A 25,354-nucleotide genomic window follows, 5' to 3' on the forward strand; every position below is an offset into this window, starting at 1 on the left:
CCATTTTATCGGAGGGCCTACGCTCGCAGGACGAGCGACGACACTCTTTGTTGGGACGACTTTGGTCGAAAACGGTCGACCATGGGACCGTGTGGAACTGCCACTAGTTCAGGATGCAGAAGTGATCGCACAGGAACGAGCAAGCACTGAAGCGTTAGATCTTTTCGACCTGTCATGGTCGGCGGCATGCAGCGGATACGTCGAGCGGATCTTGATTGACTGGGGCGGGGGCACACGATCTTGGTCGCAGTGGGCTGACCGAAGGTACAAGGAAATTTTGGAACTGCGTCTCGATGTGCGTGAGGCGTCTTTCCCTGGCTTCGGCGGATTTCGTTAGCGCGTCAGTTCCTTGGAGGGATTGCCTCAGAGTTGGCGAGCCGCGCTCGGCAGCGCCCGGGGCGTTTATCTGCTGGTGACAGCGGATGGTCGCCAATACGTCGGTTTAGCCTACGGTGCAGACGGGTTTATTGGGCGGTGGCGTCAATATGCTGCGAATGGGCATGGGGGAAACCGGGAGTTAATGCTGCTTGCTGTTGAGCAGCGCGACTATCAGGTGTCTATTCTTGAGATCGCCTCGCCTGAAATGTCTGCTGCCGACATTATTGCGCGAGAAGGCACATGGAAGGAAAAGCTTGGCGCGCGAGCACACGGTTTGAACGCGAACTAACCGATACGGGCACGACTATGTCTGCGCCCATTCCGGCGGCATGCTGACCGTCCACTTTCTGCGCACAGCCGACGGGATCTCGCCGTGAGTGACGTCTGCTTGAAGGAACCGCTGATGAAACCTCGGAAGACTGAAATGGCGGCGCCTAGCCGACCGGCTGAAACGGGGCTGTGAGCGGACTGGCGGCTGTTGGAATCGGATCGCCGAAAGCTGCCGTTCTTTCGCATCGAGCAGTTTTCTGCTAATCGAATGATCGATCTACCGCTTAAGGGACGCCATGAAGGGTGGGCTCGAGTTCAGACTAGATTGCGGCTGCGGTTATGGTTGGGAGTAGCGATTTGGTATGGGGCCAATCACATGGGCACGGTGAGCCGCAACCGCTCGGTCGAGCCCAATCCTATTAGTGCCGTAGATTTGGGGGATGCTTTTTGGTGGCGGCGACGTGCGAATGGGTGGCGCGCAACCGGAGACCAAAGTGCGAGCGAGGCGGTAGCGATGGATGACGACGACAATGCGAGTGGCAAGCTCTCGAAAACCGCGCGCGGCAAGCCGCTGACGGCTGCCGAAGAGATCGCACGCGCCGGACGCGAGTACCTGGAATCGCCGGCGGTCAAAATGGCGCGGGAGATCTACGAGTCCCCGGCGGCGAAGCTCGCCCGCGATTTCGCCAATTCGCCTGCCCAGCAGCTCGCCAAGCAGGTCGCGCTCGGGCTTGGCCCAGCCTTCGGCACCCCCGAGACCGCGCGCATGGAAGCGATGCGGAAGATGCTCGAACCGTCCACCGCACTGGCGGCGAAACTGAACGCGATCCAGCCATTAGCAATTGACCATGGTAAGCTCGCCTCGATGGGGGCGATCCTGCCCTCTATCGATCCGAAGGTGATTGCGTCGATCCAGGGCGTACAGCCGCTCAAGATCGATCCGTCCTTGGCTAACGCCGTCAGCCAAGCGCAGCGGACGCTCGAAGACGCGATGCGCCCGCTCGGCGGCATAGGATCAGCGATCAAGCAATCCGAAGAACAGCAGCGCGTCATGCAGAAATCAATGCTGGCGTCGCTTGCCGGGCCGTTCGGTGACATCGCCAAAACCTCGCAGTGGGTGAGCACGCTCGCCCGGATCGACACCCTCGATATCACCAAACTGTTGGGTCGCGGACTTGGCACGGCGGTCGATGACATGCGCGGCATGATCGCCAAGAACTTCTTCGGCTCGGCCGCGCTCGATCAGGCCAAGATGAGCGCGATGCTTGGCCTGACCGCGCGGTTCGAGGCAGATTTCGCAGCAACCCAGCTGAAAATGTCGGCGCTCGCCGGAATCGGAGAAGCGTTCGACCGGCGCAGTCGTTTCCAGCTCGACGCCTATCATTCGCTGTTCGGCAAATGGCGCACGCGCGTCGATCTGCCGGAAAATTTCTGGCGCGACGCGCGCTCGCGCAAGCGCATGTACCGTGAGGCGGAGGTCGACGAAGGTCTGATCGTCGCCCAGCCCGGGATGGCGCTCGAGATCATGGTCGAGAGCGGTCTGACTGCAGGGCTTCGCTCCGAGGCTAACACCGTAGCGGTGGTGACGCTTGGCGAAATATCGATGACCGTGCGGTCGCGCGGCACAAGCAAGGATGCCTATGCGTTGATCGGACGGTTCGAGCAGGAGCTGCGCGCCTATGTCCATCGCAAGCTCGAAACGCGCTTCGGTTCCGACTGGTTCAAGCTGCGTGCATCGAACCTGATCGGCAAGGCAAAGGAGATCCGCAAGGCCGCGATGGCGCGTGGTGAAGCCTTTGCCTCCCTTGTCCATTTCACCGAACTGGGCGAGCTGTCGGGCATCATCCAGAACACAAAGAACTGGGATGACGTGTTCGGCGATGTGTTCGTCGAGAAGACCGGGTTCGACCATGATATGCAGAAGTTAATCGCGGTCCGGCGTCCTACAATGCACATGCGCCGAATCGATGGCGTACGCCTCGTCGAATCGATCTGCGTGGTTCAGCGGCTGTCCGAACAAATGGCGGGCGATGGCGCTTGGAAGCTCGCCGCCGAATCCGACCATTAGGGGGCCGGAAGCGGTCCGTCTTGTCTCGGTTGCGATTGATGCATAGGCGCCAATCAGCAGCCGACGCGTCGGCTGATCGATTCAAATCTTGAAAGTTGGATAGCGGTCGTTCCCCCTGCAATATCGGGCTCGGCTTCGAAGCGCCGACCACCGCGACGAAAACGGTCATTGTGGAGGCTATGCCTGAGGCGCGGCTCCAATGGGATCGGTGCTTTCCGCCTCATCCTCGGCCGCAGCCGATACCTGCGCACGTGCAGCGCGCTCCACCATCTCGCGCGTCACGACCTTGCTGCGATGCCGCTCGTGGTAGAGACGCGCATAATCATCGTCGCCGAGATTGCCAGGACCATAGCCCTGGTAGTCGAGATGACGCCAGCCCCGTTCGGTGAGGTCCATGCCGTATTCTACGCCGACAAATCCGCTTAAGGGCACAATGTAGGTCTTTACAAAGGGAACGTCCTCGTACGCCCGCTTGATGAACTGTGCGCCGGGCGTGTTCTCGATGAACGACGGTTGCATGCAGCGCGACAAACAAGGTGAGAATGAGCGTCAATCAGGATGAACGCCGAACTGGCAAGGAAATCTGAGCGGATGATTGACTATGTCATCATCCACGAACTCGCGCATCTTGTCTCCGACCGACATGATGATCGCTTTATCGCGGTGCTGGATCAGGCACTGCCAGGCTGGCGGCAGGTGCTGCGGGACCTGAACGCGCTGCCTCTGCCGGCTGGGAAAACGGCGCATAATACAAAGGCTTGAATAGATGGCCTTTTTTCGTCAATGCTGAACCGTTATCGAAAGTCCCGCGTCTTCACCTTGATCTCGTCGATATACCCATAGGGATCGAACGCGTCGCGCGGCTTCGGCAGTCCTCTCGGGTCGGGCGCCGGCGATCCATGATGAAACTCGTCACCCCGCCCATGGGGAAACGGGAAGGCGGCATCCTGGCTTCCCACGCTTGCAAGTTCGGTGGACAGATCGATCAGCTCCCGGGCAACGATATGGACAACCTCTCCCTCCCGCTGGACCCTTCCTTTGACGCCGAGCATGCCAGACCCGAGGACGGTGCGGCGGTATTGCTCGAACACCTTTGCCCAGACCACGAGATTGGCGACGGCGGTTTCGTCCTCAAGCGTGATGAACATGACGCCTTTGGCGGAACCGGGACGTTGGCGCACAAGAACAAGTCCAGCGACGTTGACCCTGCGACCGTCGCGCAGGGAGACGGATTCGGCGCAGGACCTGAAACTCTGTCGGGTCAGTTCCGATCGGAGAAACGAAACCGGGTGTCTCCTGAGGGTTAGGCCCAGATGGCCATAGTCCTCTACCACTTCCCGGCCGGCCTCCATGGGTTTCAGCAGGGTCTCCGGCTCGGCCTGCTCGGGAACAATGCCGGCCTCGCGCCTTGCAGCTGCGTCAAAGAGCGGCAGCGGTTCATCCCGCAAGGCTTTGATCGCCCAGAGCGCCTCGCGGCGGGCAAGCCCGAGCGAAGGCCTGAACGCATCGGCCTCGGCGAGTTCGACCAGGGCGGCGGCGGCAATACCGGCGCGACGCCAGAGATCATCGACCGAGGCAAACGGCATGTCTTCCCGGCAGGAGACCAGACGGGCGGCCTCGGCATTGGCAAGGCCCTTCACCAGCCGGAGCCCAAGGCGGACGGCAAAACGCCCGTCGTCGCGATCGGTGGGTTCCAGCGTGCAATCCCACCGGCTAGCGTTGAGGCACACCGGACGGATCTCGACGCCGTGGTCGCGGGCATCGCGCACGATCTGGTCTGGGGCATAGAAGCCCATCGGTTGGGCATTGAGCAGTGCACAGCAAAAGGCATCGGGGTGCCAGCACTTCATCCAGGACGAGGCATAGGCAATCAGCGCAAAGCTCGCCGCATGGCTCTCCGGAAAACCGTAGGAGCCGAAGCCTTCAAGCTGTCGGAAGGTGCGTTCGGCGAATTCGCGCTCATAGCCATTGGCGACCATGCCCTCGATCAGCTTGGTGCCGAACTTCGAAACCCCACCAGTGTGTTTGAATGTTGCCATGGCGCGTCGAAGCTCGTCGGCTTCTCCGGCGGTGAAGCCGGCGCATTCGATGGCGACCCGCATGGCCTGTTCCTGAAACAGCGGCACGCCGAGCGTCTTGCCCAGTACCGCTTCCAGCTCGGGTTTCGGATACGTCACATCTTCCTTGCCCTCGCGTCGGCGCAGATAGGGATGGACCATATCGCCCTGGATCGGCCCGGGCCGGACGATCGCGACCTCGATGACGAGATCATAGAAGGTACGTGGCTTGATGCGCGGCAACATCGCCATCTGCGCGCGGCTTTCGATCTGGAAGGTGCCGAGCGTGTCTGCCTTGCGGATCATCGCATAGGTGCGCGGGTCCTCGGCGGGAATGGTGGCGAGATCCAGCCGGATATCCTTGTGTTCCGCCAACAGATCGAAGGCGCGGCGCATACAGGAAAGCATGCCGAGCGCCAGCACATCGACTTTCATGAATTTGAGAACGTCGATATCGTCCTTGTCCCATTCGATGACCTGCCGGTCTTCCATGGCCGCCGGCTCTATCGGCACCAGTTCGTCGAGCCGGTCACGGGTCAGGACAAAGCCGCCCGGATGCTGGGAGAGATGGCGCGGTGTGCCGACGAGTTGCCGCGCAAGCTCCAGAGCAAGCCGCAGCCGTCTGTCGCCCATATTGAGGTTCAGTTCCTGGGCGTGCTTTTCCTCGACGCCCTCGGACCAGCCCCAGACCTGGGACGACAGCGTCTTGGTCAGGTCCTCGGTCAGGCCGAGCGCCTTGCCGACGTCGCGGAGCGCTCCTTTGGCGCGATAGCGGATGACGGTGGAACAGAGCGCGGAACAATCGCGGCCATAGGTCTTATAGACCCACTGTATGACTTCCTCTCGGCGTTCGTGCTCGAAATCGACATCGATGTCAGGGGGCTCGCGCCGTTCCTCTGACACGAAGCGCTCGAACAGGAGATCATTGCGATCCGGATCGACGGAGGTCACGCCGAGAACATAGCAGACGGCGGAATTGGCGGCCGATCCACGACCCTGACAGAGAATGTCCCTCGAACGGGCAAAGCGGACGATCGCATTCACCGTCAGGAAATAGGGCGCATAGTCCAGCTTCTCGATCAGCGCCAGCTCATGATTGAGGTTGGAGCGCACCTTGTCGGGCAGGCCTTCGGGATAGCGCTCGGCTGCACCTTCCCAGGTGAGTTTTTCCAGTGCCTGCTGCGGGGTGAGATCCGGAAAGAGCTTTTCCTCCGGATATTGATAGGCGAGTTCCGTGAGCGAGAACCTGCAGCGGTCCATGATCTCGGCCGTGCGGGCGAGCGCTTCCGGGTAGCGGTCGAACAGGCGGTGCATCTCTTCGGGAGGCTTCAGATACCGATCGGCGAAACGCTCGCGGCGATGACCGAGTTCATCGATGGTGACATTGTGCCGGATGGCGGTGACGAGATCCTGCATCATCTGCCGGTCTACCGCGTGGAACAGAACGTCATTGGTGACGACCGTCGGAACCCGGGCTGCGGCAGCGAGGTTCGACAGCTGCCAGAGGCGGAGCTGATCGTTCGGCCGCCGTCGCAGTGTCAGCGCCAGATAGGCGCGATCCCCGAAAGCCTCCCGCAGACGTCGCAGATGCATGGCGCAGTCATCATCGGCGCGATCCGGTATCAGGACGGCGATCAGTCCTTCGCCATAGGTCACGAGATCGGCCCATTCGAGGTGGCACTTTCCTTTGCCGGCCCGCTTCTTGCCGAGCGACAGCAGGCGGCAAAGCCGGGCATAGGCCGCCCGGTCGGTTGGATAGACGAGGACCGGCAGGCCGTCGGCAAGGTCGAGGCGGCAGCCGATCACCAACCGGATACCACTCTGTCGTGAGGCTTCGAACGCCCGCACGACACCAGCCAGCGAATTGCGGTCAACGACACCGATGGCCTCGATGCCGAGGTCTGCGGCGCGGGCGAACAGCTCGTCACAACTGCTCGCCCCGCGCAGAAACGAGAAATGCGTGGTCACCTGCAGTTCGGCGTAGCGCGGCCCGGTCATCCGAAGATCCCATGGATGAACCAGCGTTGCGAACCGCTATCCTCATGCTCGCCGTCGCCGGAGCGGAACAGCCAATAGCGCTCGCCGGCATCGTCCTCGACCCGGAAATAGTCCCGGACAGCGGTGAGTTCGGCATCCCGCTTCCACCATTCGCCGCGAACCCTCTCCGGTCCATCGGCACGACGGATGCGGCGACGCACGCCGCGCCACGTGAACCATACGGGCGGGTGGTCTGGCAGAAGCGCCATGGTCTCGATTGGTTCCGGGCGGGACAATAACCGCGGCGGTCGCGGCCAGTCGCCGTCCCAGGTAAGGCCCGTCTCAGGCGCAAGCGGTGCAATGCGGGCGACCGAGCGTTCGGGCACATCGCTTTGAATCGGCGCGAAACGACAGAGCCGATGTTCGCCGACGCGGTTGGCAAGGACATCAACGAGGTCGGAAACATCGGCTTCCGGCTCCTCGACCAGGGAGGAGATCGTCTGCTTCTCCCGCAAGGGTTCGGTATGGATGGCGACTAGCACCATGATCTCGATCCCGAAACCCGGATCGACGGTCTCCAGCCTGTCGCGGAACAGGCGGACAAGGCGTCGAGGGTCACGAACTGGCTGGGCAGTGCCGACGCGGATGAACTGCATGGTGCTATCGACGCGGTGGAACAGAAGATCCAGCCGCCGAGCACCAAGGCCGCGCCTTTCGAGTTCAAGACAGAGCGCGTCGGCGAGCTTGCCAATACAGCGGGCAATGGTTTCAGGCGCGCCGATCGGCTCGGCAAAGGCCCTGCGCACCTCAACCAGCTCCGGCGAGCGGATCGGATCGACCGGTTCGGCAATCCGGCCAAGGGCCTGGTCGAGCCGCCGGACGGTTTCCGGGCCGAAGCGCAGGGTCAGCGGCGCGCGCGGCTGATCCAGCAGCTCACTGACATTCTCGAAACCGAGTGTGTGCAGGTCGGATACTGTTCCGGGATCGAGCCGGAGCGCTGAGAGCGGCATGGTTCGCAGCATCACCTCGCTTTCTCCCGTTGGAATGACGATTGAAGGCCGTGCCAGAAACCGGGCGGCAGCATGCGCGGCGCCCCAAGTGTCCGCGACCGCCGCGCGGGCTTCGACGGCGGCGGCGGCAAAGCGCCTGATCATGTCGGCAAGCATGGCTTCCTCCCCGCCATGCAGGTGATCGGCGCCGGTCGTATCGATCACCAGACCATCCGGCGGATCGGCCATCGCCACCGGCGAAATTCGCTGAAGCGCCCAGAGCGCCAGCTTATTCAATCCCTCGGTTTCGGCGGCAGGGTCGGAATCGGCAATTACAAGGCCCGGCACAAGGGCCTGTGCCTTGGTGACGGCCATGCCGATCCGAATACCAAGCCGTTCGGCATTGGCATCGAGAGCGGTAATCAGCCGGCGGCGGCCGTTGCGGCCGGCCATGACGAGCGGCGCATCAGCGGGAGGCGATGCGTCGCCCGACTTCCTTCTGAGGCGATCCGTCGGCCACCTCGGAAGGAAGAGCGAGACGACCCGTGTCATCACACGCCTCCAGTTCAAAATCGGCACTTTCTCCGGCACGACATCGGATGAGTTCGACCAGCCAGCGCGCGCGGCCAAGGCCGGGAACGGGCAAGGGGCGCGAGGGCAGGACGGAAACCCGCCAGCGGGTGACGCTCGCCGTCGGCTGCCCGAAGTCCCCGGCCTCGGTCTGCCGTCGCCATCGGCGCAGCGCCAGCCCGATCGTGTTGGAGTTCTCGGCCGCCAGCTGCAGGCGCCGGGAGGTCGTCATTGAGAGACGCGCGGTCTCGGCGACAACCGCCCCAAGCCCGCCATGGCGAAGCCCTTCCTCGAAACAGGCGAGCAGCGCCTTCTCGTCGCCGGCCTCGACATGGATTACCCGGTCGGGCTGAAGCCCGGCCTGGGCGATTGCCGGTGCAAAGAGATCGGGCCGTGTGACCACCCAAAGCACCTTGCCCCTCGTGCGCGCGGCAATGCCCGCGACAAACAGTGCCGCCGCTGCTCCATCGACAGCGCCATTGCCTCCACCCGCTACCTCATGCAGACAGCCTAGCGCCAGACCACCGCCCGGCAGCCTGCGATCGATTTCCTTCAGGCCGAACGGCAGAGCCGATCGGGCGCGTCCTCCAGGACCTTCGAGATGCGCGATGCGCTCCCGAAGCTCTGCGATGGCGGGACTGGCGGCGTTCCTCGGCATGATGTTGGACGGTCTCCTTCAGGACTTTGCAACGGCGGAATTCTCCGATATGTTCCTTATTTGTTCTTTTCCCGGTTTCGAGTCAATCGACCTCATTGGCGGGCCCTGTGGACGGCGACCGGGAAGAACACCGATGCGCAAGGCGTGCATCGTTGAATCACAAGAGGTTTAGGGTAGGACGGTATGAGCGCGGCGCATCTCGAAAAATTGAACGACAATCAGCGGGCCGCGGTTCTGCACGGCATGGATTTGCCAGATGGATCGATTGGCGGACCGCTGCTGATCATCGCCGGCGCCGGATCCGGCAAGACCAATACGCTTGCCCATCGCGTGGCCCAACTCGTCATCTCCGGCGCCGATCCTCGCCGGATCCTGCTGATGACCTTTTCGCGTCGTGCCGCCGCCGAAATGGGAAGGCGCGTCGAGCGGATATCCGCGAAGGCGCTTGGCGACAAGGCCGGGATCATGGCCGACGGGCTTGCCTGGTCCGGCACCTTCCATGGGATCGGCGCCCGTCTGTTGCGTGAATATGCAATCGAGCTTGGTCTCGATCCGCAGTTCACCATTCATGATCGCGAGGACTCGGCCGACCTGATGAACCTCGCCCGGCATGATCTCTGCTTCTCGAAGACGGAGAACCGGTTTCCGGCGAAGGGCACCTGCCTTTCGATCTATTCGCGCACCGTCAATGCCGAGGCGCCACTTGCGGAAATCCTGCGAGCGAACTTTCCATGGTGTGCGGCCTGGGAAAAGGAACTGAGGGAATTGTTCTCGGCCTATGTCGAGGCCAAGCAGGTCCAGAACGTCCTCGATTATGATGATCTGCTGCTCTACTGGGCGCAGACCATGGGCGATCCGGTGCTTGCCGCCGAGATCGGCGGACGCTGGGATCATGTCCTGGTCGATGAATATCAGGACACCAACCGCCTGCAATCCTCGATCCTGATGGCGCTCAAGCTCGGAGGGCGGGGTCTGACGGTCGTCGGTGACGACGCACAGTCGATCTATTCGTTCCGGGCTGCCACGGTTCGCAACATCCTCGATTTCCCGAATGAATTCTCGCCGAAGGCCGACGTGATCACGCTCGACCGCAATTACCGGTCGACACAGCCGATCCTCGCGGCTGCCAATGGCGTCATCGGTCTCGCCCAGGAGCGCTACACCAAGGATCTCTGGACCGACCGTGTCTCAACCGAAAAGCCGCGGCTGGTGACGGTTCGCGACGAAGGCGATCAGGCTCGGTTCATTGCCGACGAGGTTCTCGACAACCGCGAGGGAGGCATGCGGCTGAAGGATCAGGCCGTGCTGTTTCGGGCGAGCCATCACAGCGGGCCGCTGGAGGTAGAGCTCACGCGTCGCAACATTCCCTTCGTGAAGTTCGGCGGTCTGAAGTTCCTCGATTCCGCGCATGTGAAAGACCTGCTGGCAGCACTCCGGTTTGCCCAGAATATGCGCGATCGTGTGGCGGGCTTCAGGCTGATGCAGCTCTTGCCCGGTGTCGGCCCAGCCTCGGCACAAAACGCGCTGGACGCGATTGCGGAAACCGCCGATCCGGTCGAGGCACTGGCGGCACTGCCGGCCCCCTCGCGTGCGGTGGCCGATTGGCCGGGTCTTGTGTCTTTGGTCACGGACCTTCGCCAATCAAACATGGGCTGGCCCGCCGAGATCGGCCGGATCCGGGCATGGTATGAGCCGTATCTGGAGCGCATCCATGAAGACTTCGAGATGCGCCGCGCTGATCTGCTTCAGCTTGAGGACATTGCCGCCGGCTATCCGTCACGGGAACGGTTCCTGACCGAGCTTACGCTCGACCCGCCGGACGCTACCTCCGGCCAGGCTGGCGTGCCGCTGCTCGACGAGGATTATCTGATCCTTTCAACCATTCATTCGGCCAAAGGGCAGGAATGGCGCTCGGTCTTCCTCCTCAACGCCGTCGACGGCTGTATTCCCTCCGATCTCGGCGTCGGCACGACCGACGATATTGAAGAAGAACGACGCCTGCTTTACGTGGCGATGACGCGGGCACGCGACAGCCTGAACCTTGTCGTTCCACAGCGCTTCTTCACCCATGGACAGTCTTCGACCGGCGACAGGCATGTCTATGCCTCGCGAACCCGGTTCATTCCCACTATGTTGTTGCAGCATTTTGAGAACAGGACATGGCCGGTGGTGAAACCGGGCCAACAGAGCAATGCGGGCCCGCGGCAGGTGCGTCTTGATGTCGGTGCGCGGATGCGCGGCATGTGGCGCTGAGGAGGGGCGAGGATTTGTGCAATCTCTATAATCTGACGACGACACGGGATGCCGTCGTCCAGTTTACAAAGGCCATGAGCGACAAGGCCGGATGGAACGAGCCGTCGCTCAATATCTATCCCAACACGCTGGCGCCGATCGTTCGCGTCGATGGCGATGGCAATCGGGAGATCGTCAGTGCCACCTGGGGCATGCCGACGCCGCCGGCTTTCGTCAAAGGCAAGGCCGATCGCGGGGTCACCAATATCCGCAACGTCGGATCTCCGCATTGGCGGCGCTGGCTTGGGCCGACAAGCCGATGTGTTGTCCCGTTCACCTCATTTGCGGAACCCGATCCTGCCAGCAAGGTAGAAGGTGGACGCGTGCCGAATGCCTGGTTTGCGCAGAACCCGGAGCGGCCGCTGATGTTCTTTGCCGGTTTCTGGACGCCCTGGAAGGGCGTGCGGAAGGTCCGTGATGGCGAACAGGAATATGAACTGTTCGGGTTTTTGACGACAACGCCGAATGAAATCGTCAAACCCATTCATGAGAAGGCGATGCCGGCGATCCTGACGACGCCGGAGGAAGTCGACCTCTGGCTCACTGGCGAGTGGGCCGATGTGAAACACCTTCAGCGGCCGCTGCCCGGCAACATGCTGGTCGTGGTCGAACCGCCTGAAAACCCCGAAGACGATTAACGTCGTCACGGATCACGCTCTTGAGATGGTCATGGCCGCCCTGGATGAACTGACAGTTTTGGAAAGAGACCACGAGGTGGAAACGGATGAGGCTGTCCCGGCCATCCGCAAGATTATCCATGTCGACATGGACGCCTTTTATGCCTCCGTTGAGCAGCGCGACAATCCCGACCTGAGGGGTAAGCCTGTCGCCGTCGGCGGATCGGCGGCCAGAGGAGTGGTTGCCGCGGCCAGCTATGAGGCGCGGGCGTTTGGCGTGCGATCCGCCTTGCCGTCAGTGACAGCGAAGCGACGCTGTCCCGACCTGGTGTTCCTGAAGCCGCGTTTCGACGTCTACCGGTCGGTCTCGGCGCAGATCCATCAGATATTCGCCGAGCATACCGAACTGATCGAGCCACTTTCGCTTGACGAGGCCTATCTTGATGTGACCGAGAACAAGCAGGGTATCGCGTTTGCAACCGAGATCGCGACGATCATTCGCGCCCGGATCAAGGAGGTGACTGGCCTGAATGCCTCTGCCGGTATCTCCTACTGCAAGTTCCTCGCGAAGATGGCGAGTGATCTCAACAAGCCGAACGGTCAGGCCGTGATCACGCCGAAGATGGGGCCGGCGTTCGTCGCAGAGCTGGCGGTCAAGAAGTTCCATGGTGTCGGACCGGCGACGGCCGAAAAGATGCAACGGCTCGGGATCGTGACTGGAGCTGATCTGCGCGAAAAATCGCTTACATTCCTGCGTGATAATTTCGGTAAGTCGGGCGGGTGGTATTATCGGATCTCCCGCGGGATCGACGAGCGGCCGGTTCAGCCCGATCGGCCGCGCAAATCATTCGGGGCTGAAGATACGTTTGCTGAAGATATTTTCGATCTGGAGGCAGCGAAGGCGGAGTTGCTCCCGCTCGCAAGCAAGGTCTGGCACCATGCGGAGAACAAGCGGATCAGTGGGCGAACCGTCACATTGAAGGTGAAATACGCAGACTTCCAGCAGATCACGCGGAGCCGGACGGTTGGACAGAATATGCGAAGTGCAGACGAGATCGGCGAGATTGCCGGGAAGATGCTGGCTGAGCTGTTTCCAGTTCAGAAGGGGATCCGCCTACTCGGGATTACACTTTCCTCATTGGGGGGAAGCTCTGATGGGTTAAAAGAGCCTCAGATGAGTTTGCTGTGAACGGCAGCAAAGGGGCCGGAAACGGACTGGCAGCTTAAGTTCTAGTGCGAAGAAACCGGACGTACGGGGCAGCCTGTCCAGTATCTCGAAGTTACGCTCGGTGGATGCTCGTTGTCCGCACACAACATCATGGTCGCTTCACGCGCAGGAGCAAGATACCACTGATAAGGACGGTCAATCTGATAAATGTGCATTCTTCCTGTTTTGAGATGAACTGTGCAGCTGCATGTTTTATAACGAATCATGCTGCAAGAAGTTGAAATCCAAGGAGACGTCGCGCGCCAAGCGGTCTCGAGCCTCAAAGGCTATGCCTACCAACTTTACGAATCCGCATTGGCATGGACGACTCTAGCCAAGGATGAGTTCCTGTTTTTGGAGGTTGCTGAGGATTATGCGTTTGCTTCCTCAAATTCCCTTCAAGCGGTTCAAGTCAAAGATGTGGCGAAAGCCATCACTCTCAATTCAAAAGAGGTAATTGATACAATCAATTCATTCTTCCAGCTTTCAAAATTAAACCCAGATAAGTCCATCTCCATAAAACATCTAACTACGGCCAATATCGGAATGGAGAAAGCGACATCGGATCGTATCAACGGGCAATCGGGGCTTCTGTACTGGAAGTCTGTCCAGGCGGGTGCTGATGCGGGACCTCTAATCAAGCGAATTTCTATGCTTGATCTTTCCGAGGATGCGGCGGCGTTTCTAAAATCTGCCACACCAGAACGGATAAGAGCCGATTTCCTCAACCGCGTAGAATGGCTGGGTGGATCTGAGGATATTGAGACCTTGCGCAGTGAACTCGGCAATCGGCTTGTCTATTTGGGCGAGGCGAAAAACGTGCCGAGTTCGCTCTGCGACGATATGGTGGACCCGCTTTTGTCGAAGGTGCTAACGGCCGCCATTTCTAAGGGATCGCGTAGGTTGGAACGCGCCGACTTCGTGCGGTTTTTTGACGAGAGAAGCCGTGTAAGTCTTCCAATCGCAGCCGTCGAGCAATTTCTTAACCCGGTGACAACATCACCTCATGGATTTGTCTCATCCGTTGCTATTCTTCGCCCGGTCGCCGCAATCGATCCCAGTAATCTGGCCGGCCGGCATGTTCTTAGCGACAAAATTCAATTGGCCATAGCGCAACAGAAGATCGCTTGGCTTCATGGTGCCACCGGGACCGGGAAATCGAGCCTTGCAAAATTGGCGGCATCAAATAGTGGCGGCGATTGGCGTACGCTGCAATTGCGATCGCTAGGTGCTCGAGATACAACCGAAGCTCTCTACAGAGCAACGTCGCAAATCGCTATCGATAAACCGACAGGGGTGGTGCTCGACGATCTTGGGTCGCTGGCATCCGGGCTCTCAAAAGAGGCATTCGCCCATTTGATCGCGTCAGCCCGAAAGGCTACCGTATCAGTTCTCGTAACCTCGAATCTTGAGGTGCCCAATTTCAGCCTTACAGGATCGACACCGATCATCTTCGAATCGATCAACGTTGGTAATCTCACAGAAGACGAAGTTGCAGCGTTCATTACTGCGAAAGGTGGCAATTCCAAAGAATGGGCACGTTATGTATATCTAGCGACTGGGGGTGGTCATCCTTTGCTCGTAGACGCAATGATACGTGGATTGTCAGTTAAAAGTTGGCCGGTTCAAGAGCTACAACAACTCAGCGGTATACTGGGAGCCGACGAAGACATTGAACGGGTAAAATCGGAAGCTAGAAAAAGGCTCTTTGACGAGTTAACGCCCGATGCGAGCACGCTTATCGTTCGATTGAGCCTTGTGCTTGGTACATTTGATCGCAATTTGGCGATGTATATCGGTGAACTTGACCCGGCGATCGCAATGCCGGGAAGGGCACTGGAAGGCCTTGTAGGGCCATGGATCGAAGTAGAAGCTGAAGATCGGTATCGACTGTCATCGCTTATGTCCAACGCCGGACAACACGCGTTGGGATCTAAAGCCAGCGAAAAACTGCATCACTCTCTTGCAGACTATTACACTCGCGATTGGCGATTGGATGCAGCAAGATTCGATGACATTATCTTACATGGGCTGATTGGGAAGAACGAGAAAGCTTTGACTGCGGCAAGTTTGGCCGTCATTTCCGCCAGCGCGGATGATGTCGAACAAATCGCCAGAATTAATTCCAACGCGGCTGCATTCCGCACCGATCAACCGCTCTATCCCGAAAACCCGACCGTCTCATTGTACCTGCGCATTGCGCAAGTCCTTCTGTTAGTTTCCAGCAAACGCCCCAAGAAATTCCAGGAGGCTCTTGATGCGGTTGAGCGGGAAAGCGCTGGCACCAGCAGCGTCGCTGCAAGCGCCAGAACTTTCGGGATGGTCTACATCAAAGCCATGTCGCAACCCGGACTGGTCGAAGTGGTTGATGATCTGCCGAAGTTTGCGTTGAACGCTGTCAAATACGCCGAAAAGCTCGAAATTTCACCCAGCGAGACTCAAACATGGACATCGGGGCCGATCTCATCGGTCGAAGGATATCTACATTTCATGTTCGCTTTTCAGCTTGGCCAAATCTCGGATTTCGAGACACTGAAGCGAGTAATGAGACGCCTGATCAAGAAAAACAAAAAACAGCGCGAGTTTCTTCTTGAAGCGTTCGATTCTACTTATTTTGATAAGTCTCTCATTGTTAAAACTGTCTGGGCCAAGTCATTTCAAGGTGCGGAAACCGTCAGCGAAAGCGATGCCGAACAGTACCTGAATCTCGCGAGAGAACTCGCGAACGCTGATGAAACTGGATTTGCAATGGCCGCGTTCGAATCCGCGGCCGTGATCTGGGATGAATATATACAAAATCCAGAAAGAGCGATTTCGTGTCTTGAAGAAGCGAAAAGCCAGCTCGGCGAAAACCAGGCGGCGACCAGAGCTCTGTCACGTATCCTATTTCATAAACATGACTACGAACGTCAGCTCGCGGTCGGCATGCCGCTTTCGGAAGAGTTTATTGCCGGCTCCACAGAGGCTTCCTTTTTCCTGCGGGAACTTGCCATAGGTGCCTCTAGGCTTGGCAAGCACGAGGCAGCCAAGGAGCTATTTGAAAAAGCTAATAGGCAAATCGTCGACGATCCCGCAAAGGGAATTACTCCCATGGCTGCCGGGCTGCTAGCCGATGCGGCTGTGGAAGCCCATTGGACGGGTAACAGTGCGGAAGCGGTAAAACTGTTTGCTCAGGCATTGGAAGCGGCGGATACCCTCAATCCCGAAGATGGGCTCCAAAGTGCGGCAGCCATACGATTGATTGCCCATTCGGTGGTCTGGCTTTCCCTACAGGTAGAGGGAGAAACAAACCCGTTTGGTGAGCATATCATGATCTCGGGTGCTAACAGTAACCCGACGCCACACGAGGAACTTGAAGGAGCGCCGGAACTTTCGCTCGATTACGTTTGGTACGTCCTCGCCACCACCGAGGCAGCTCTAGATGCTGATGGGGGTGTCATCGACAAACTGCTCTCCAACGGCTGGAGCAAAAGAGCCGTTCTTATAAGTGAAGCTACCTTTTACGTTCGCATAGCGCAGTCCGCTCAGCGCCGACTTTCTACGGACGACTACCTTGCATATTTGCCCCGAGCGATTGACTCCCACGCTTTCGTTCAAAAAGAGGGGGAGGGATATGGGGAACGGAGTCTTGCGGATTCATCACGAAAGAGGATGCCGAAACTGCGGTCGGACAAATTCTCCCAACTACGTCGTGGCTACACTCAAAATGCTCTGTCTTTCGCCGTTCGCCTGTCCTTTCTTCGTTCACCGGAGGCCGCCATTGAATTCATTAGAAAAGCGCAAGCGCTTGAGCGTCCACTTGTCACCGAGCCTATGCTAACTGCGTTTCTAGATGGCACTCCAGTTGCCGAAAACGATGAAATTGCTCTTTCAGCTACGGTCGGCTGTGCCGTCAAATCGCAAAGCGACAACAAGCCGATTGCGGTGGCGGATCTGTTGCTGATCTGCATTCGCCTGCTTGAACTGATGAAGAACGAATATTGTGAGCCCCCTACAATTGCCAAAGGCAAAGAGTGGATGCTTCATCAGTGGCAATCAGCAGTTGTAGATCAGGCTTTCCAGATATCTTCGCCGCAACTAGCACAGGGTGCGCTCTTAGAGTTCGAAAAACGAGGGGGAAACAAACTTGCCGACATCGCTGACCTGATTCTTACGTTGGAACCATTCGTGAAGATCAATGTAGGTCAGCACTACAAAGAATGGTTAGCAAATATCAAAGTTGAGGCGACAACAACCAGCGAGACGCAACCCTAAAGGATTCAGTAATTCGGATTGTGCCGAATAATTGCTTCCAGCCCTTCCTCGGCTTCCGACTGGACTGCACCTCAAGACCGCTATGCGGGTGTATAATACCGAACGCGAACGACCGACTTAGGGGCGCATTACCGCACGGCAGCTTATTCTAACACCGGTCTGTCGTATGTGGGGCCAATTGCGGACTAGCAGATTGCGTTTAGGTTGAGGACAAATCTGTCGTATCAAAGATACAAGTTTGGCGGACTGTGTATCCGCCTTACGGCTGGTGTATCTTCTCAGTGAGGAAGAAAACGCCGTGCAACGTTGAAACGACCATCGAAGCGAACGCGAACGTCAACGGGACACCTACCAACGCTTTGACCGCGAACCACGGCCAAGTCGCGCCATTGCCACGAACGACGGCGGCGTGAAGGGCGTCAATCGAACCCGATAGCGCGTTGATGGTCACAAGGGCGAAGCACAACCCGAACGACAGGATGACAAGGTAGGAAAACAGGTAGGATAGAAACAGCCGTCGCGTAAGCGGATTATCCTTCACAATCTTTCCGTTGACCAACAGGTCAATGGTCGGCGCTGGCGCTGGCATTTCCGTATCCATGGTCTTGTTGCCGAACGTAGCAACCGCCGCAAGGCCAGCGAAATAGAAGCCGGGCAGCGTCGAAACGAGCGTCAGCAGACTAGACGCCAGCCCCGTTGAACCCACAAGAGCGGGCTTGACCGGTAGCACGATATAGATTGCGACCGCCGCGAGAGTAAGTGCCAGCGGAAGCCACGTCGTATAGGTCCGCATTTCCTTGTGCGAAATGCGACGGTAGGCAAACCCGCGACCTAGTTCGTATATAAGCTGCCCAAACATTTCAAATCGTCCGATGGGTTAAAAACTGCGGCACCGCTAAATCCCGCAAGCGGTCAACGACCTGCACAGCCGATTGGTCCAGAAAAGGATGGATATTCGTCAATTCGAAGAACTTCACGTATAGTTCTTCAAGAGGGTTTCCTGTGTTAGTATCAATCTGAACAGTGACAGTCTTATTGTTGCCCGGAACTTTGTAACTTACCTTTGCTACGCCGTAAGTTCCAGAATTTGCTTGGAACGATTGAACGAGCGATTGCCACATATTGGCGGGCAGGTTGTTTTGGTCGATTTGAAGTCGAAGTTCCGTTTCTTTCTTTCGAAGGTATGCCGAACCAGCGATTGGCGTTACAGCTTCAGCTTTGACAAGCGATATGCCGGTAATCTGTCCGTTGTTTATATCGTTTATCAGCGTGTCGGACGGCCGACCGCGAAGTTCGATATGTGGGCAGCATCGATCCATGCGTGGTTGGCCCTGTCGCGTCAGACCGCCTGCCGGGTGAGGATAGCTGAACGAGGTAGCGTTGTCCTTGAACTCGTAGTTCAGCAGTTTCGACAAAACCCGCTGCACAAGGCTTGATGAAAGGCCGGGGATACGTTCAATCGCACACGTGTAGATGTTCGGAAAACCTTGCTCTTGCGCGGTCGAAACTATGACGTGGCAACCGAAGTCCGACCCTTGGTTTCCTTGTTTCACAAGCACGTCGAACTGTCCGGCGGCAGGGTCGGAATAGACCGCGTTCGGTGCAGTCTTGTCCGAAAGTCGAACAAGCAAAGTGACGAACTGCTGTGCAGCATCAATGTGAATGTCGCCAATCAGCATAGTGCCAGTGTCGGCACGAATGGGATACGTCCTTGCCGTATCCTTCATCCTTTGGAAGGCCGGAACAACGTCGTCCATCGTAGGTACCGTCGCGCCTTCTTTACGCGCGGCGATTTCAAGGTCGTAGATATAGAACTGGCGACGATTGTTCTGCATTAAATCCCCCCCTTTGTCGTGCGATAGCATGACGCGCTTGTTGCCACAATCAACGAAGCGACGTGAATCACGTCGAAAATTGCCAATCCTATCGGCTCCGGCTTGTGGGGCGGGTTGTGGGACAGCGCGCCCCTCCTCAATAACACTGCTTCAAATCAAAAAGTTATGAAGCAATGTGGCGGAGACGGAGGAAGCTATGCTGTTGGCTGCTTTGCGGTAGCTGGTCATCATCGACGAACGACCTAAATGGAGGCGCGTTGCGGACTGACTGGAAATGGCCCGAGCGGACTGGCCGGCCCCTGTCTTTTAGCTCCACCGAAGCGGACGTTCGATTGGCTTGGCAACAGCAAAACTCTTCGCAGAGGAAGGTGGCCATGTGCACATCACGGGACGTTGGCAGCACCTGCTTGATGAAGCTGTAAACCAGATTGGGCAAACCGTGCGCAGTTCACTGCCATCGGCTGATAGAGGATTGGGAAAGGTCCATCGCAAGCGCCACCGCATGGTTCACCATCGCCAGCATCAGGGTCATGACTAGGTGTTTGCAAGATATTGTTTTCCATCATGTACCTTAAAATCGTGCTCCCGGGCATGAACGGTTCTTTGCAACATAGCCTCACGCCTACAGTTACGTGAGGAAAAGCGCCTCGGCTGCCGGCGTCTTGAAGAATCGCCGGCAGCCGGCCGCAAAGGCTTCGGCGCGCTGGCTGATGCGTCCGCCCCGGCGGGTGACGAGGACTATGGCCGGGCTCCGGGAAGCGCAATCAAGGGGACGGCAGACAACGCGCATGCCGCTATAGGTGTTGTTATCGGGTGGGCGGACGTTGAGAATGGCCGCGCCAAGTCCTGCGGCGGCGGCGCTTCGGACCATCTCGAACGATTCCAGCCGCTGAATGCGGCCGGGCTGCACGCCTTCCCTATCAAATAGCGACATCACGTAGCGGCTCGAATGGGGAAGGTTCAGCAGAAGCAACGGGTGACCGGAAAGGTCGGGCAGGCACAGCCGCAGTCTGTCCGCCATGGGATGTCCCTCAGACAGCACGACATGGGGCGGGGCCTGCACGAGCGTCTCCCGGTCGAAGTTATCCGAAAGGCCCGCATCGTAGGTCAGCAGAATGTCGACAACGCCGTTGCGCAGACTGCGCTGGATCGAGAGGATATCGCCCTCCGTCAGATGAACGATCAGATCAGGATGACGGATCGAGAGATCGCGGATCACACTTGGCGCAATATTGGGCGATATCGATGTGAAGGCGCCGACGCGCAGATCGCCCGACAGCGTGGTGTCGCTGCCCCGCAGATCCTCGGTGAAGATACGAGCTTCATCGAGGAGCCGGATCGTGCGGGCAATGGCGTGGGCGCCCATTTCGGTTGTGACCAGCCCCTTGGACCGCTGCCGCACGAAAACCTGCATGGCGAACTCCTGCTCGAACCCTTCGATCGCGGCAAGGATCGAAGACGTGGAAATGCCCATTTTGTCGGCGGCACCGGCAATCGAGCCGACCTGCGACGCCGCCACGACATATTCAAGCTGGCGAAGTGTTATCTTCATTTTTTAAATTTTGCTTCCCCATAAAATACGTTTTTCATATCTTTTAGCCGCTGGTACCGTCTCAATCAACAGGGAGAGAGGAACCATGTCAGCGGGTAATCCAGCGATGGCTCAGGCGAGCATGCGCGTTGCGCAGCTAGCAGAGCCGCAGGTAACGGTGATTGATGCAAGTTCCACGCGTCTTGGAGAATGTCCGCTCTGGGATGCTGACGGGCAGCGCCTTTATTACATCGATAGCCTTTCCCGCCACATCATAAGCTTGCGCCAGGATGGCACCGACCGTCAGCTCTGGACGCTACCCGTCATTGTCGGCTCCATCGGTCTTGCCGGACCTGGCAGGTTCATTGCCGGTCTTGAAAACGGCTTCGCCTTCATCGATATTTCCGGGCCGGATGCGGTGATCGAACCGATCTGCGACCCCGAGGCCGATATGGCCGAGACGCGGCTGAATGACGGCAAGGTCGACCCGATGGGTCGGTATTGGTGCGGCAGCATGAGCGTCGATCTGTCCCGGCCGGTCGGCTCACTCTACCGCCTCGATTACGACCTCACCTGGACCCGGGTCGAGACCGGCATCACCGTTTCCAACGGCATCGCTTTCAGCCCCGACACGACGAGGCTCTATTTTTCGGACAGCCGCCTGGACCGGTCGTTTCAGTACGACCTGGACACTGCAAGCGGCGCTCTGTCCCGGCGTCGCCGGTTCGTGGAAACGTCGGCCTATGAGGGGCGCATTGACGGAGCAACCGTCGATGCAGACGGCCATTACTGGGGCGCGCTGTTCGAGGGCGCCGCCATTGGCTGTTTCGACCCGGATGGGCGGCTGCTGCGCAAGATTGCCGTGCCGACCCGGTATCCGACGATGTGTTCCTTTGGCGGCAGCAATCTCGATATCCTTTTCGTTACCTCGGCGACATTCCTGATGTCGGAGGAAGAAATCGCGGCCGAAAGTGCACCCGGTGCGCTTTTCGCCATTTCCGGGCTTGGCGTTTGCGGTATTGCCGAGCCAACTTTCAAAGTTGGAAAGGCACAATAACGGTCATCTGGGAGGGTGGCCGCAACCAAATGTATCATGAGGAGGAGACCATGATGATGAAACTCGGAACTGCCATCTTTTCGCTGGCCACGCTTGCCATGACGGCCGTCGTCGCCGAGGCTGCACCGCGCGTTACCATTACCTATGCTCATTGCTGCGCGCCCGAACACACATATGGGGTCTACGCACACGAACTGGCCGATCGTGTCGCCGAACTGTCCGGCGGCGAGATCAAGATCGAGGTGCTAGATGGCGGCGTGATGGGACCTGAACAGGCGATCGCTCAAAAGGTAGCGCTCGGCACGGTGCAGATGGCCGGTATCACATCCAACAACGTTGCCCAGCTCGCGCCGGCGCTCAACGTTCTCAACCTTCCCTATCTCAACTCCAGTCAGGACGACCTGACGGGCGAGCATGGGTTGCTACGGGCAGGCCCCTATCGCGATGAGCTCAACCGCCGGGTCCTTGCCGAAAGCGGCAGTTTGCGGGTGATCGGCGGATTTACCAACGCGTTTCGATCACTGCTGGCCACGGATGCCTGCATATCCAACATCGAGGATCTGCAGGGTCTGAAGATCCGCGCGCCGAAAAATCCAGTCATGACGACGATGTGGGAAAGCTGGGGCGTTTCGACCTACCCGATCGACTGGGGTGAGACCTTCGGCGCCGTGGCCACTGGTGTGATCGATGCTTTCGACAGCCCGACCGACGTTGTGCTTGACCTCGGTTTCCACGAGCATATCAAGTATATTACCGAGGCGACCTACTTGCCGCTTTCCGCGGTCGTCGTCATCAACGAGCCCTTCTTCGAAAGCCTTTCTGATGAAGATCGCGCGATCATTCTCAAGGCTGCCGACGAAACCGATGTCGCCCATGCGGAATATGTGAAGAACAACGGCAAACGGGTCCGCAAGGCACTGGTCGAAGATCACGGCGTGACCTTTTGTGAACTGGAAGACCCCGAGGTGTGGGCCGCGCGCGCGCAGGGTGCCTGGCCGGAGTTGTTCACGCTGGTGGGCGGCGGCGAGGACTGGGTCGAGATGACCGTGAAATACCGCGACACCGGCAGCATGAAGTAGCGGAGGCATGGTCTTGCGGGTGGTTGTGAAAACCACCCGCTATCCAGGAAGAATGCTATGATCAGGAAATTGACAGCGGCCTTTGGTAGGCTTGAGCTCGTGATATGCAACCTCTCGCTTCTGGCGCTGGTTACCATACTGGCTATGCAGGTATTCTTCCGTTATGTCCTGCACACGGGGCTGACGTGGAGCGAGGAGGTCTCGCGTTTCGTCTTCATCTGGTTCGTCTACATTTCGGCGAGCCTTGCGACTCAGCGCGGAACGCATATCCGAATAACTCTATTCATACGCTGGTTTCCGGGCGGGCCGCGCTATGCGCTCCTGATTGCCGACCTGATCTGGGTGGTGTTCAACGTTTTCGTCGTCGCCGCCGGCGTGATGTTGATCAGCCGCATGCTGAAATACCCAAGCTATTCAACGGCACTGTTTTTGCCGATGGCCTGGATCTACACAGTCATTCCGCTGTCTCACGCGCTAATGATCGTGCGCATTATCGAACGCCAGTGGATGGCTTTCCGTCAAGGCGGCTCGGTGATTGCCGGCGAGCAGCAATTGGGACTTGAAGCGACAGCGGAGAGCGACAAACCATGATCTTTGTCCTTCTATTCCTTGCGGGCCTGATCGTCGGCGTGCCGGTCTTCGTCACGCTCGGGGTTCCCTCGCTTTACGAACTTCTGACCTCGCCAATTCCCCTTTCCTCCATGGCTCACAGCTTGTTTGACGGGGTCGACAAATTCGCTCTTCTTGCCATCCCCAATTTCGTTCTTGCCGGTGCGATCATGGCAAGAGCCGGGATTACACGCGATATCATCGACGTGATGCGCGCCGTCGTGGGACAGGCCTATGGCGGGCTGGCTATGGTCACCATTCTGTCCTGCATGTTCTTCGCGGCAATCTCAGGCTCGGGGCCGGGCACGGTCGCTGCAATCGGCACACTGCTAATTCCGGCCATGCGCGACGACGGCTATCCCGTGGATTTTGCGGCGGCCGTGACGTCATCGGGCGGCACGCTTGGCATCCTGCTGCCTCCATCCAACCCAATGATCGTTTACGGCGTGCTCGCCTCGGTCTCGATCAGCGACCTTTTTCTGGCCGGCCTTTTGCCGGGCATCCTGATGGGCTCGCTGCTCATCTTCACCACCTATGTGCTCGCAAGACGCAATGGCTATCGCGGTACGCCGGCCGCTTTCGACTGGCGTCGTTTTTTGGCCTCGCTGTGGCGGGCGAAATTCTCGCTCGCAACCCCGTTTGTCGTGCTCGGCGGCATCTATGGCGGCATATTCACCCCGGTGGAGGCTTCGGTAATCGCCGTTGTCTATGCTCTTGCCGTCGGTCTTCTCGTCAAGCGCTCACTCGGCTTTGCCAATCTCTGGGAGGCGCTCAGCGAAGCCAGTATCGTGTGCGGTGGGCTAATCGTGATCATGGGTACGGCGGTGTTCTTCGGTGAGTTTCTTACCCTCAACCTCATCCCTCAGAAGATCGCGGCATCGCTGCTCGACCTCACCGATAACCCGATACTAATGCTTCTACTGATTGCCACGATCCTGATCGTGCTCGGCACTTTCATGGAGACGCTTTCAACGGTCATTATCCTGACCCCGATCCTTTTGCCGCTGATCAAGCAGCTCGGCATCGATCCTGTCCACTTCGGGATATTGCTGGTGGTGACCAGCGAAATCGGCTTTCTGACGCCGCCGCTTGGCGTCAATCTGTTCGTCGCCTGCGGCATTTCAGGTCAATCCATCGAGCAGGTGTCGCGACGGGTTATGCCGTTCATCGTCACAATCATCGTCGGCCTTCTTCTGATCTTGTTCTTCCCGCAGATCAGCCTTTGGCTACCGTCGCTGAAATAGAGCTGCAAAAGCACCTATAAAATTCACAGAATGGCAGGCTTTGCTTCCGATACGACGCATCGAAATCACCGGCCGGTGGTGGCCGCGGCGCCGAAGGTGCGCATCAAGGGAGCTTGCACCGGCATTCAGAAGCTGTTTGAGGAGGAAGCTTTGCCGACGTCGGCAGCGGGCCGCAACCTCTTCTGCTGGGCCGCGAGCCGAAGGTTTGATGGCCACGAATGCTTCGGCATCTTGCCAGCTATGTCAAACCGTACGTATTTATGTGTTTCCGGGAAATCATGACTATTATCACCATGTCATCGATGGTGATGACCGGCTTGCCGAATTGAAGGCTCAGATGGGAGCGCATTTTGTCCAGAATGCCGAACATGATCGGTGATTCGCGGCTCCTGTGCTGTACGCTCTAGAAGCATCTGACTGGCCTGCTTTGAACTGTAGCTTTGCAGGTTGCACCACGACACACCGAACGACCGTGTTGGCGGCGCAAAGCGGTCGAGGCCGCAACTTTCGCCCGATCGCTGCTTCGGATACCAGCGTCACCTAAGCCACGCGTGTCACTAAATGTGTAACAGAAAGTGTTACATCTTGTCGGGAGGCTTAAAATTACGATGGAAAATCAATCTACAATGACTTATGGGAGTGCTCTCCACGCGCACCAAAAT

19 protein-coding genes and 1 pseudogene are annotated in these 25,354 nt (G+C 58.4%); 13 read left to right on the forward strand and 7 right to left on the reverse strand.

Going from position 1 to position 25,354, the window contains the following annotated elements; genetic code table 11:
• The first annotated feature begins 520 nt into the window (after positions 1 to 520).
• Both HQ843_RS16360 and HQ843_RS16365 read left to right on the forward strand, forming a co-directional pair.
• Positions 521 to 667: a GIY-YIG nuclease family protein gene (locus HQ843_RS16360; RefSeq protein WP_180897326.1), complete on the forward strand. Its 147-nt coding sequence runs from the start codon at positions 521 to 523 to the stop codon at positions 665 to 667.
• A 495-nt stretch (positions 668 to 1,162) separates the two neighbouring features.
• Complete coding sequence (locus HQ843_RS16365; RefSeq protein ID WP_180897325.1) at positions 1,163 to 2,716, forward strand: hypothetical protein; 1,554 nt, start codon at positions 1,163 to 1,165, stop codon at positions 2,714 to 2,716.
• A gap of 177 nt (positions 2,717 to 2,893) precedes the next feature.
• Here HQ843_RS16365 and HQ843_RS16370 read toward each other — a convergent pair whose 3' ends face one another.
• On the reverse strand, positions 2,894 to 3,235 hold the full coding sequence (locus HQ843_RS16370; RefSeq protein WP_180897324.1) for a hypothetical protein: 342 nt from the start codon (positions 3,233 to 3,235) through the stop codon (positions 2,894 to 2,896).
• Between the two features lie 39 nt (positions 3,236 to 3,274).
• On the opposite strand from HQ843_RS16370, the gene HQ843_RS16375 reads away from it, so the two are divergent.
• Positions 3,275 to 3,478 (forward strand): M48 metallopeptidase family protein, encoded by a 204-nt coding sequence (locus HQ843_RS16375; protein ID WP_180897323.1) that lies wholly within the window; start codon positions 3,275 to 3,277, stop codon positions 3,476 to 3,478.
• A gap of 32 nt (positions 3,479 to 3,510) precedes the next feature.
• On the opposite strand, the gene HQ843_RS16380 is transcribed toward HQ843_RS16375, so the two are convergent.
• Genes HQ843_RS16380 through HQ843_RS16390 form a run of 3 tightly spaced genes read right to left on the reverse strand, consistent with a single transcriptional unit; the run spans position 3,511 to position 8,967 of the window.
• Complete coding sequence (locus HQ843_RS16380) at positions 3,511 to 6,771, reverse strand: error-prone DNA polymerase (RefSeq protein ID WP_180897322.1); 3,261 nt, start codon at positions 6,769 to 6,771, stop codon at positions 3,511 to 3,513.
• A complete protein-coding gene (locus tag HQ843_RS16385; RefSeq protein WP_180897321.1) occupies positions 6,768 to 8,291 on the reverse strand; it encodes a Y-family DNA polymerase in 1,524 nt (507 codons plus the stop codon). Before HQ843_RS16385 ends, HQ843_RS16380 begins: the two co-directional genes overlap by 4 nt.
• On the reverse strand, positions 8,206 to 8,967 hold the full coding sequence (locus tag HQ843_RS16390) for an ImuA family protein (RefSeq protein ID WP_180897320.1): 762 nt from the start codon (positions 8,965 to 8,967) through the stop codon (positions 8,206 to 8,208). The genes HQ843_RS16385 and HQ843_RS16390 overlap by 86 nt, the downstream gene beginning before the upstream one ends.
• A gap of 183 nt (positions 8,968 to 9,150) precedes the next feature.
• Between HQ843_RS16390 and HQ843_RS16395 the strand changes: the two genes are divergently transcribed.
• The 4 genes from HQ843_RS16395 to HQ843_RS16410 all read left to right on the forward strand — a co-directional run bounded on the left by HQ843_RS16395 (position 9,151) and on the right by HQ843_RS16410 (position 17,337).
• A complete protein-coding gene (locus HQ843_RS16395; RefSeq protein WP_180897319.1) occupies positions 9,151 to 11,220 on the forward strand; it encodes an ATP-dependent helicase in 2,070 nt (689 codons plus the stop codon).
• Between the two features lie 14 nt (positions 11,221 to 11,234).
• Positions 11,235 to 11,897 carry an SOS response-associated peptidase gene (locus tag HQ843_RS16400; protein WP_180902164.1) on the forward strand — a complete coding sequence of 221 codons (663 nt, stop codon included), beginning with the start codon at positions 11,235 to 11,237 and terminating at the stop codon, positions 11,895 to 11,897.
• A 31-nt stretch (positions 11,898 to 11,928) separates the two neighbouring features.
• Entirely contained in the window at positions 11,929 to 13,065 is a 1,137-nt protein-coding gene (dinB, locus tag HQ843_RS16405; protein ID WP_180897318.1) for a DNA polymerase IV, read from the forward strand.
• A gap of 243 nt (positions 13,066 to 13,308) precedes the next feature.
• Positions 13,309 to 17,337 (forward strand): tetratricopeptide repeat protein, encoded by a 4,029-nt coding sequence (locus HQ843_RS16410; protein WP_180903251.1) that lies wholly within the window; start codon positions 13,309 to 13,311, stop codon positions 17,335 to 17,337.
• A gap of 259 nt (positions 17,338 to 17,596) precedes the next feature.
• Here the strand turns inward: HQ843_RS16410 and HQ843_RS16415 are convergent, their stop codons facing one another.
• Together HQ843_RS16415 and HQ843_RS16420 are read right to left on the reverse strand one after the other, a co-directional pair.
• Positions 17,597 to 18,130 (reverse strand): hypothetical protein, encoded by a 534-nt coding sequence (locus tag HQ843_RS16415; RefSeq protein ID WP_210280274.1) that lies wholly within the window; start codon positions 18,128 to 18,130, stop codon positions 17,597 to 17,599.
• 67 nt (positions 18,131 to 18,197) lie between these two features.
• A complete protein-coding gene (locus tag HQ843_RS16420; protein ID WP_180897314.1) occupies positions 18,198 to 19,172 on the reverse strand; it encodes a hypothetical protein in 975 nt (324 codons plus the stop codon).
• 452 nt (positions 19,173 to 19,624) lie between these two features.
• Between HQ843_RS16420 and HQ843_RS29465 the strand changes: the two are divergent.
• A pseudogene (locus tag HQ843_RS29465) lies at positions 19,625 to 19,747 on the forward strand (IS5/IS1182 family transposase); the annotation flags it as partial.
• Positions 19,748 to 19,800: 53 nt separating this feature from the next.
• Here HQ843_RS29465 and HQ843_RS16425 read toward each other — a convergent pair.
• On the reverse strand, positions 19,801 to 20,724 hold the full coding sequence (locus tag HQ843_RS16425) for a LysR family transcriptional regulator (protein ID WP_180897313.1): 924 nt from the start codon (positions 20,722 to 20,724) through the stop codon (positions 19,801 to 19,803).
• Positions 20,725 to 20,809: 85 nt separating this feature from the next.
• Here HQ843_RS16425 and HQ843_RS16430 point away from each other — a divergent pair, with 85 nt between their 5' ends.
• From HQ843_RS16430 to HQ843_RS16450, 5 genes are read left to right on the forward strand one after another with little or no spacing between them, the layout of a single operon-like run.
• Positions 20,810 to 21,760 (forward strand): SMP-30/gluconolactonase/LRE family protein, encoded by a 951-nt coding sequence (locus tag HQ843_RS16430; protein WP_180897312.1) that lies wholly within the window; start codon positions 20,810 to 20,812, stop codon positions 21,758 to 21,760.
• 50 nt (positions 21,761 to 21,810) lie between these two features.
• Entirely contained in the window at positions 21,811 to 22,839 is a 1,029-nt protein-coding gene (locus HQ843_RS16435) for a TRAP transporter substrate-binding protein (RefSeq protein ID WP_180897311.1), read from the forward strand.
• 57 nt (positions 22,840 to 22,896) lie between these two features.
• Positions 22,897 to 23,430, forward strand: a complete 534-nt coding sequence (locus HQ843_RS16440; protein WP_180897310.1) for a TRAP transporter small permease — start codon at positions 22,897 to 22,899, stop codon at positions 23,428 to 23,430.
• Positions 23,427 to 24,692, forward strand: coding sequence for a TRAP transporter large permease (locus HQ843_RS16445; RefSeq protein ID WP_180897309.1), 1,266 nt, complete (start codon positions 23,427 to 23,429; stop codon positions 24,690 to 24,692). The genes HQ843_RS16440 and HQ843_RS16445 overlap by 4 nt, the downstream gene beginning before the upstream one ends.
• Positions 24,693 to 24,722: 30 nt before the next feature.
• On the forward strand, positions 24,723 to 24,974 hold the full coding sequence (locus HQ843_RS16450; RefSeq protein ID WP_180897308.1) for a DUF1403 family protein: 252 nt from the start codon (positions 24,723 to 24,725) through the stop codon (positions 24,972 to 24,974).
• The last annotated feature ends 380 nt before the right edge of the window (positions 24,975 to 25,354 follow it).

It is taken from the genome of Martelella sp. NC20, from assembly GCF_013459645.1.
GTDB lineage: Bacteria > Pseudomonadota > Alphaproteobacteria > Rhizobiales > Rhizobiaceae > Martelella.

Excerpts from the sequence above, each read along its gene's own strand:
- HQ843_RS16360 (WP_180897326.1), top strand. The coding sequence starts at position 521 with ATGCTGCTTGCTGTTGAGCAGCGCGACTATCAGGTGTCTATTCTTGAG.
- HQ843_RS16365 (WP_180897325.1), top strand. The coding sequence starts at position 1,163 with ATGGATGACGACGACAATGCGAGTGGCAAGCTCTCGAAAACCGCGCGC.
- HQ843_RS16370 (WP_180897324.1), bottom strand. The coding sequence starts at position 3,235 with ATGCAACCGTCGTTCATCGAGAACACGCCCGGCGCACAGTTCATCAAG.
- HQ843_RS16375 (WP_180897323.1), top strand. The coding sequence starts at position 3,275 with ATGAACGCCGAACTGGCAAGGAAATCTGAGCGGATGATTGACTATGTC.
- HQ843_RS16380 (WP_180897322.1), bottom strand. The coding sequence starts at position 6,771 with ATGACCGGGCCGCGCTACGCCGAACTGCAGGTGACCACGCATTTCTCG.
- HQ843_RS16385 (WP_180897321.1), bottom strand. The coding sequence starts at position 8,291 with ATGACACGGGTCGTCTCGCTCTTCCTTCCGAGGTGGCCGACGGATCGC.
- HQ843_RS16390 (WP_180897320.1), bottom strand. The coding sequence starts at position 8,967 with ATGCCGAGGAACGCCGCCAGTCCCGCCATCGCAGAGCTTCGGGAGCGC.
- HQ843_RS16395 (WP_180897319.1), top strand. The coding sequence starts at position 9,151 with ATGAGCGCGGCGCATCTCGAAAAATTGAACGACAATCAGCGGGCCGCG.
- dinB (WP_180897318.1), top strand. The coding sequence starts at position 11,929 with ATGGCCGCCCTGGATGAACTGACAGTTTTGGAAAGAGACCACGAGGTG.
- HQ843_RS16410 (WP_180903251.1), top strand. The coding sequence starts at position 13,309 with ATGCTGCAAGAAGTTGAAATCCAAGGAGACGTCGCGCGCCAAGCGGTC.
- HQ843_RS16415 (WP_210280274.1), bottom strand. The coding sequence starts at position 18,130 with ATGCGGACCTATACGACGTGGCTTCCGCTGGCACTTACTCTCGCGGCG.
- HQ843_RS16420 (WP_180897314.1), bottom strand. The coding sequence starts at position 19,172 with ATGCAGAACAATCGTCGCCAGTTCTATATCTACGACCTTGAAATCGCC.
- HQ843_RS16425 (WP_180897313.1), bottom strand. The coding sequence starts at position 20,724 with ATGAAGATAACACTTCGCCAGCTTGAATATGTCGTGGCGGCGTCGCAG.
- HQ843_RS16430 (WP_180897312.1), top strand. The coding sequence starts at position 20,810 with ATGTCAGCGGGTAATCCAGCGATGGCTCAGGCGAGCATGCGCGTTGCG.
- HQ843_RS16435 (WP_180897311.1), top strand. The coding sequence starts at position 21,811 with ATGATGATGAAACTCGGAACTGCCATCTTTTCGCTGGCCACGCTTGCC.
- HQ843_RS16440 (WP_180897310.1), top strand. The coding sequence starts at position 22,897 with ATGATCAGGAAATTGACAGCGGCCTTTGGTAGGCTTGAGCTCGTGATA.
- HQ843_RS16445 (WP_180897309.1), top strand. The coding sequence starts at position 23,427 with ATGATCTTTGTCCTTCTATTCCTTGCGGGCCTGATCGTCGGCGTGCCG.
- HQ843_RS16450 (WP_180897308.1), top strand. The coding sequence starts at position 24,723 with ATGGCAGGCTTTGCTTCCGATACGACGCATCGAAATCACCGGCCGGTG.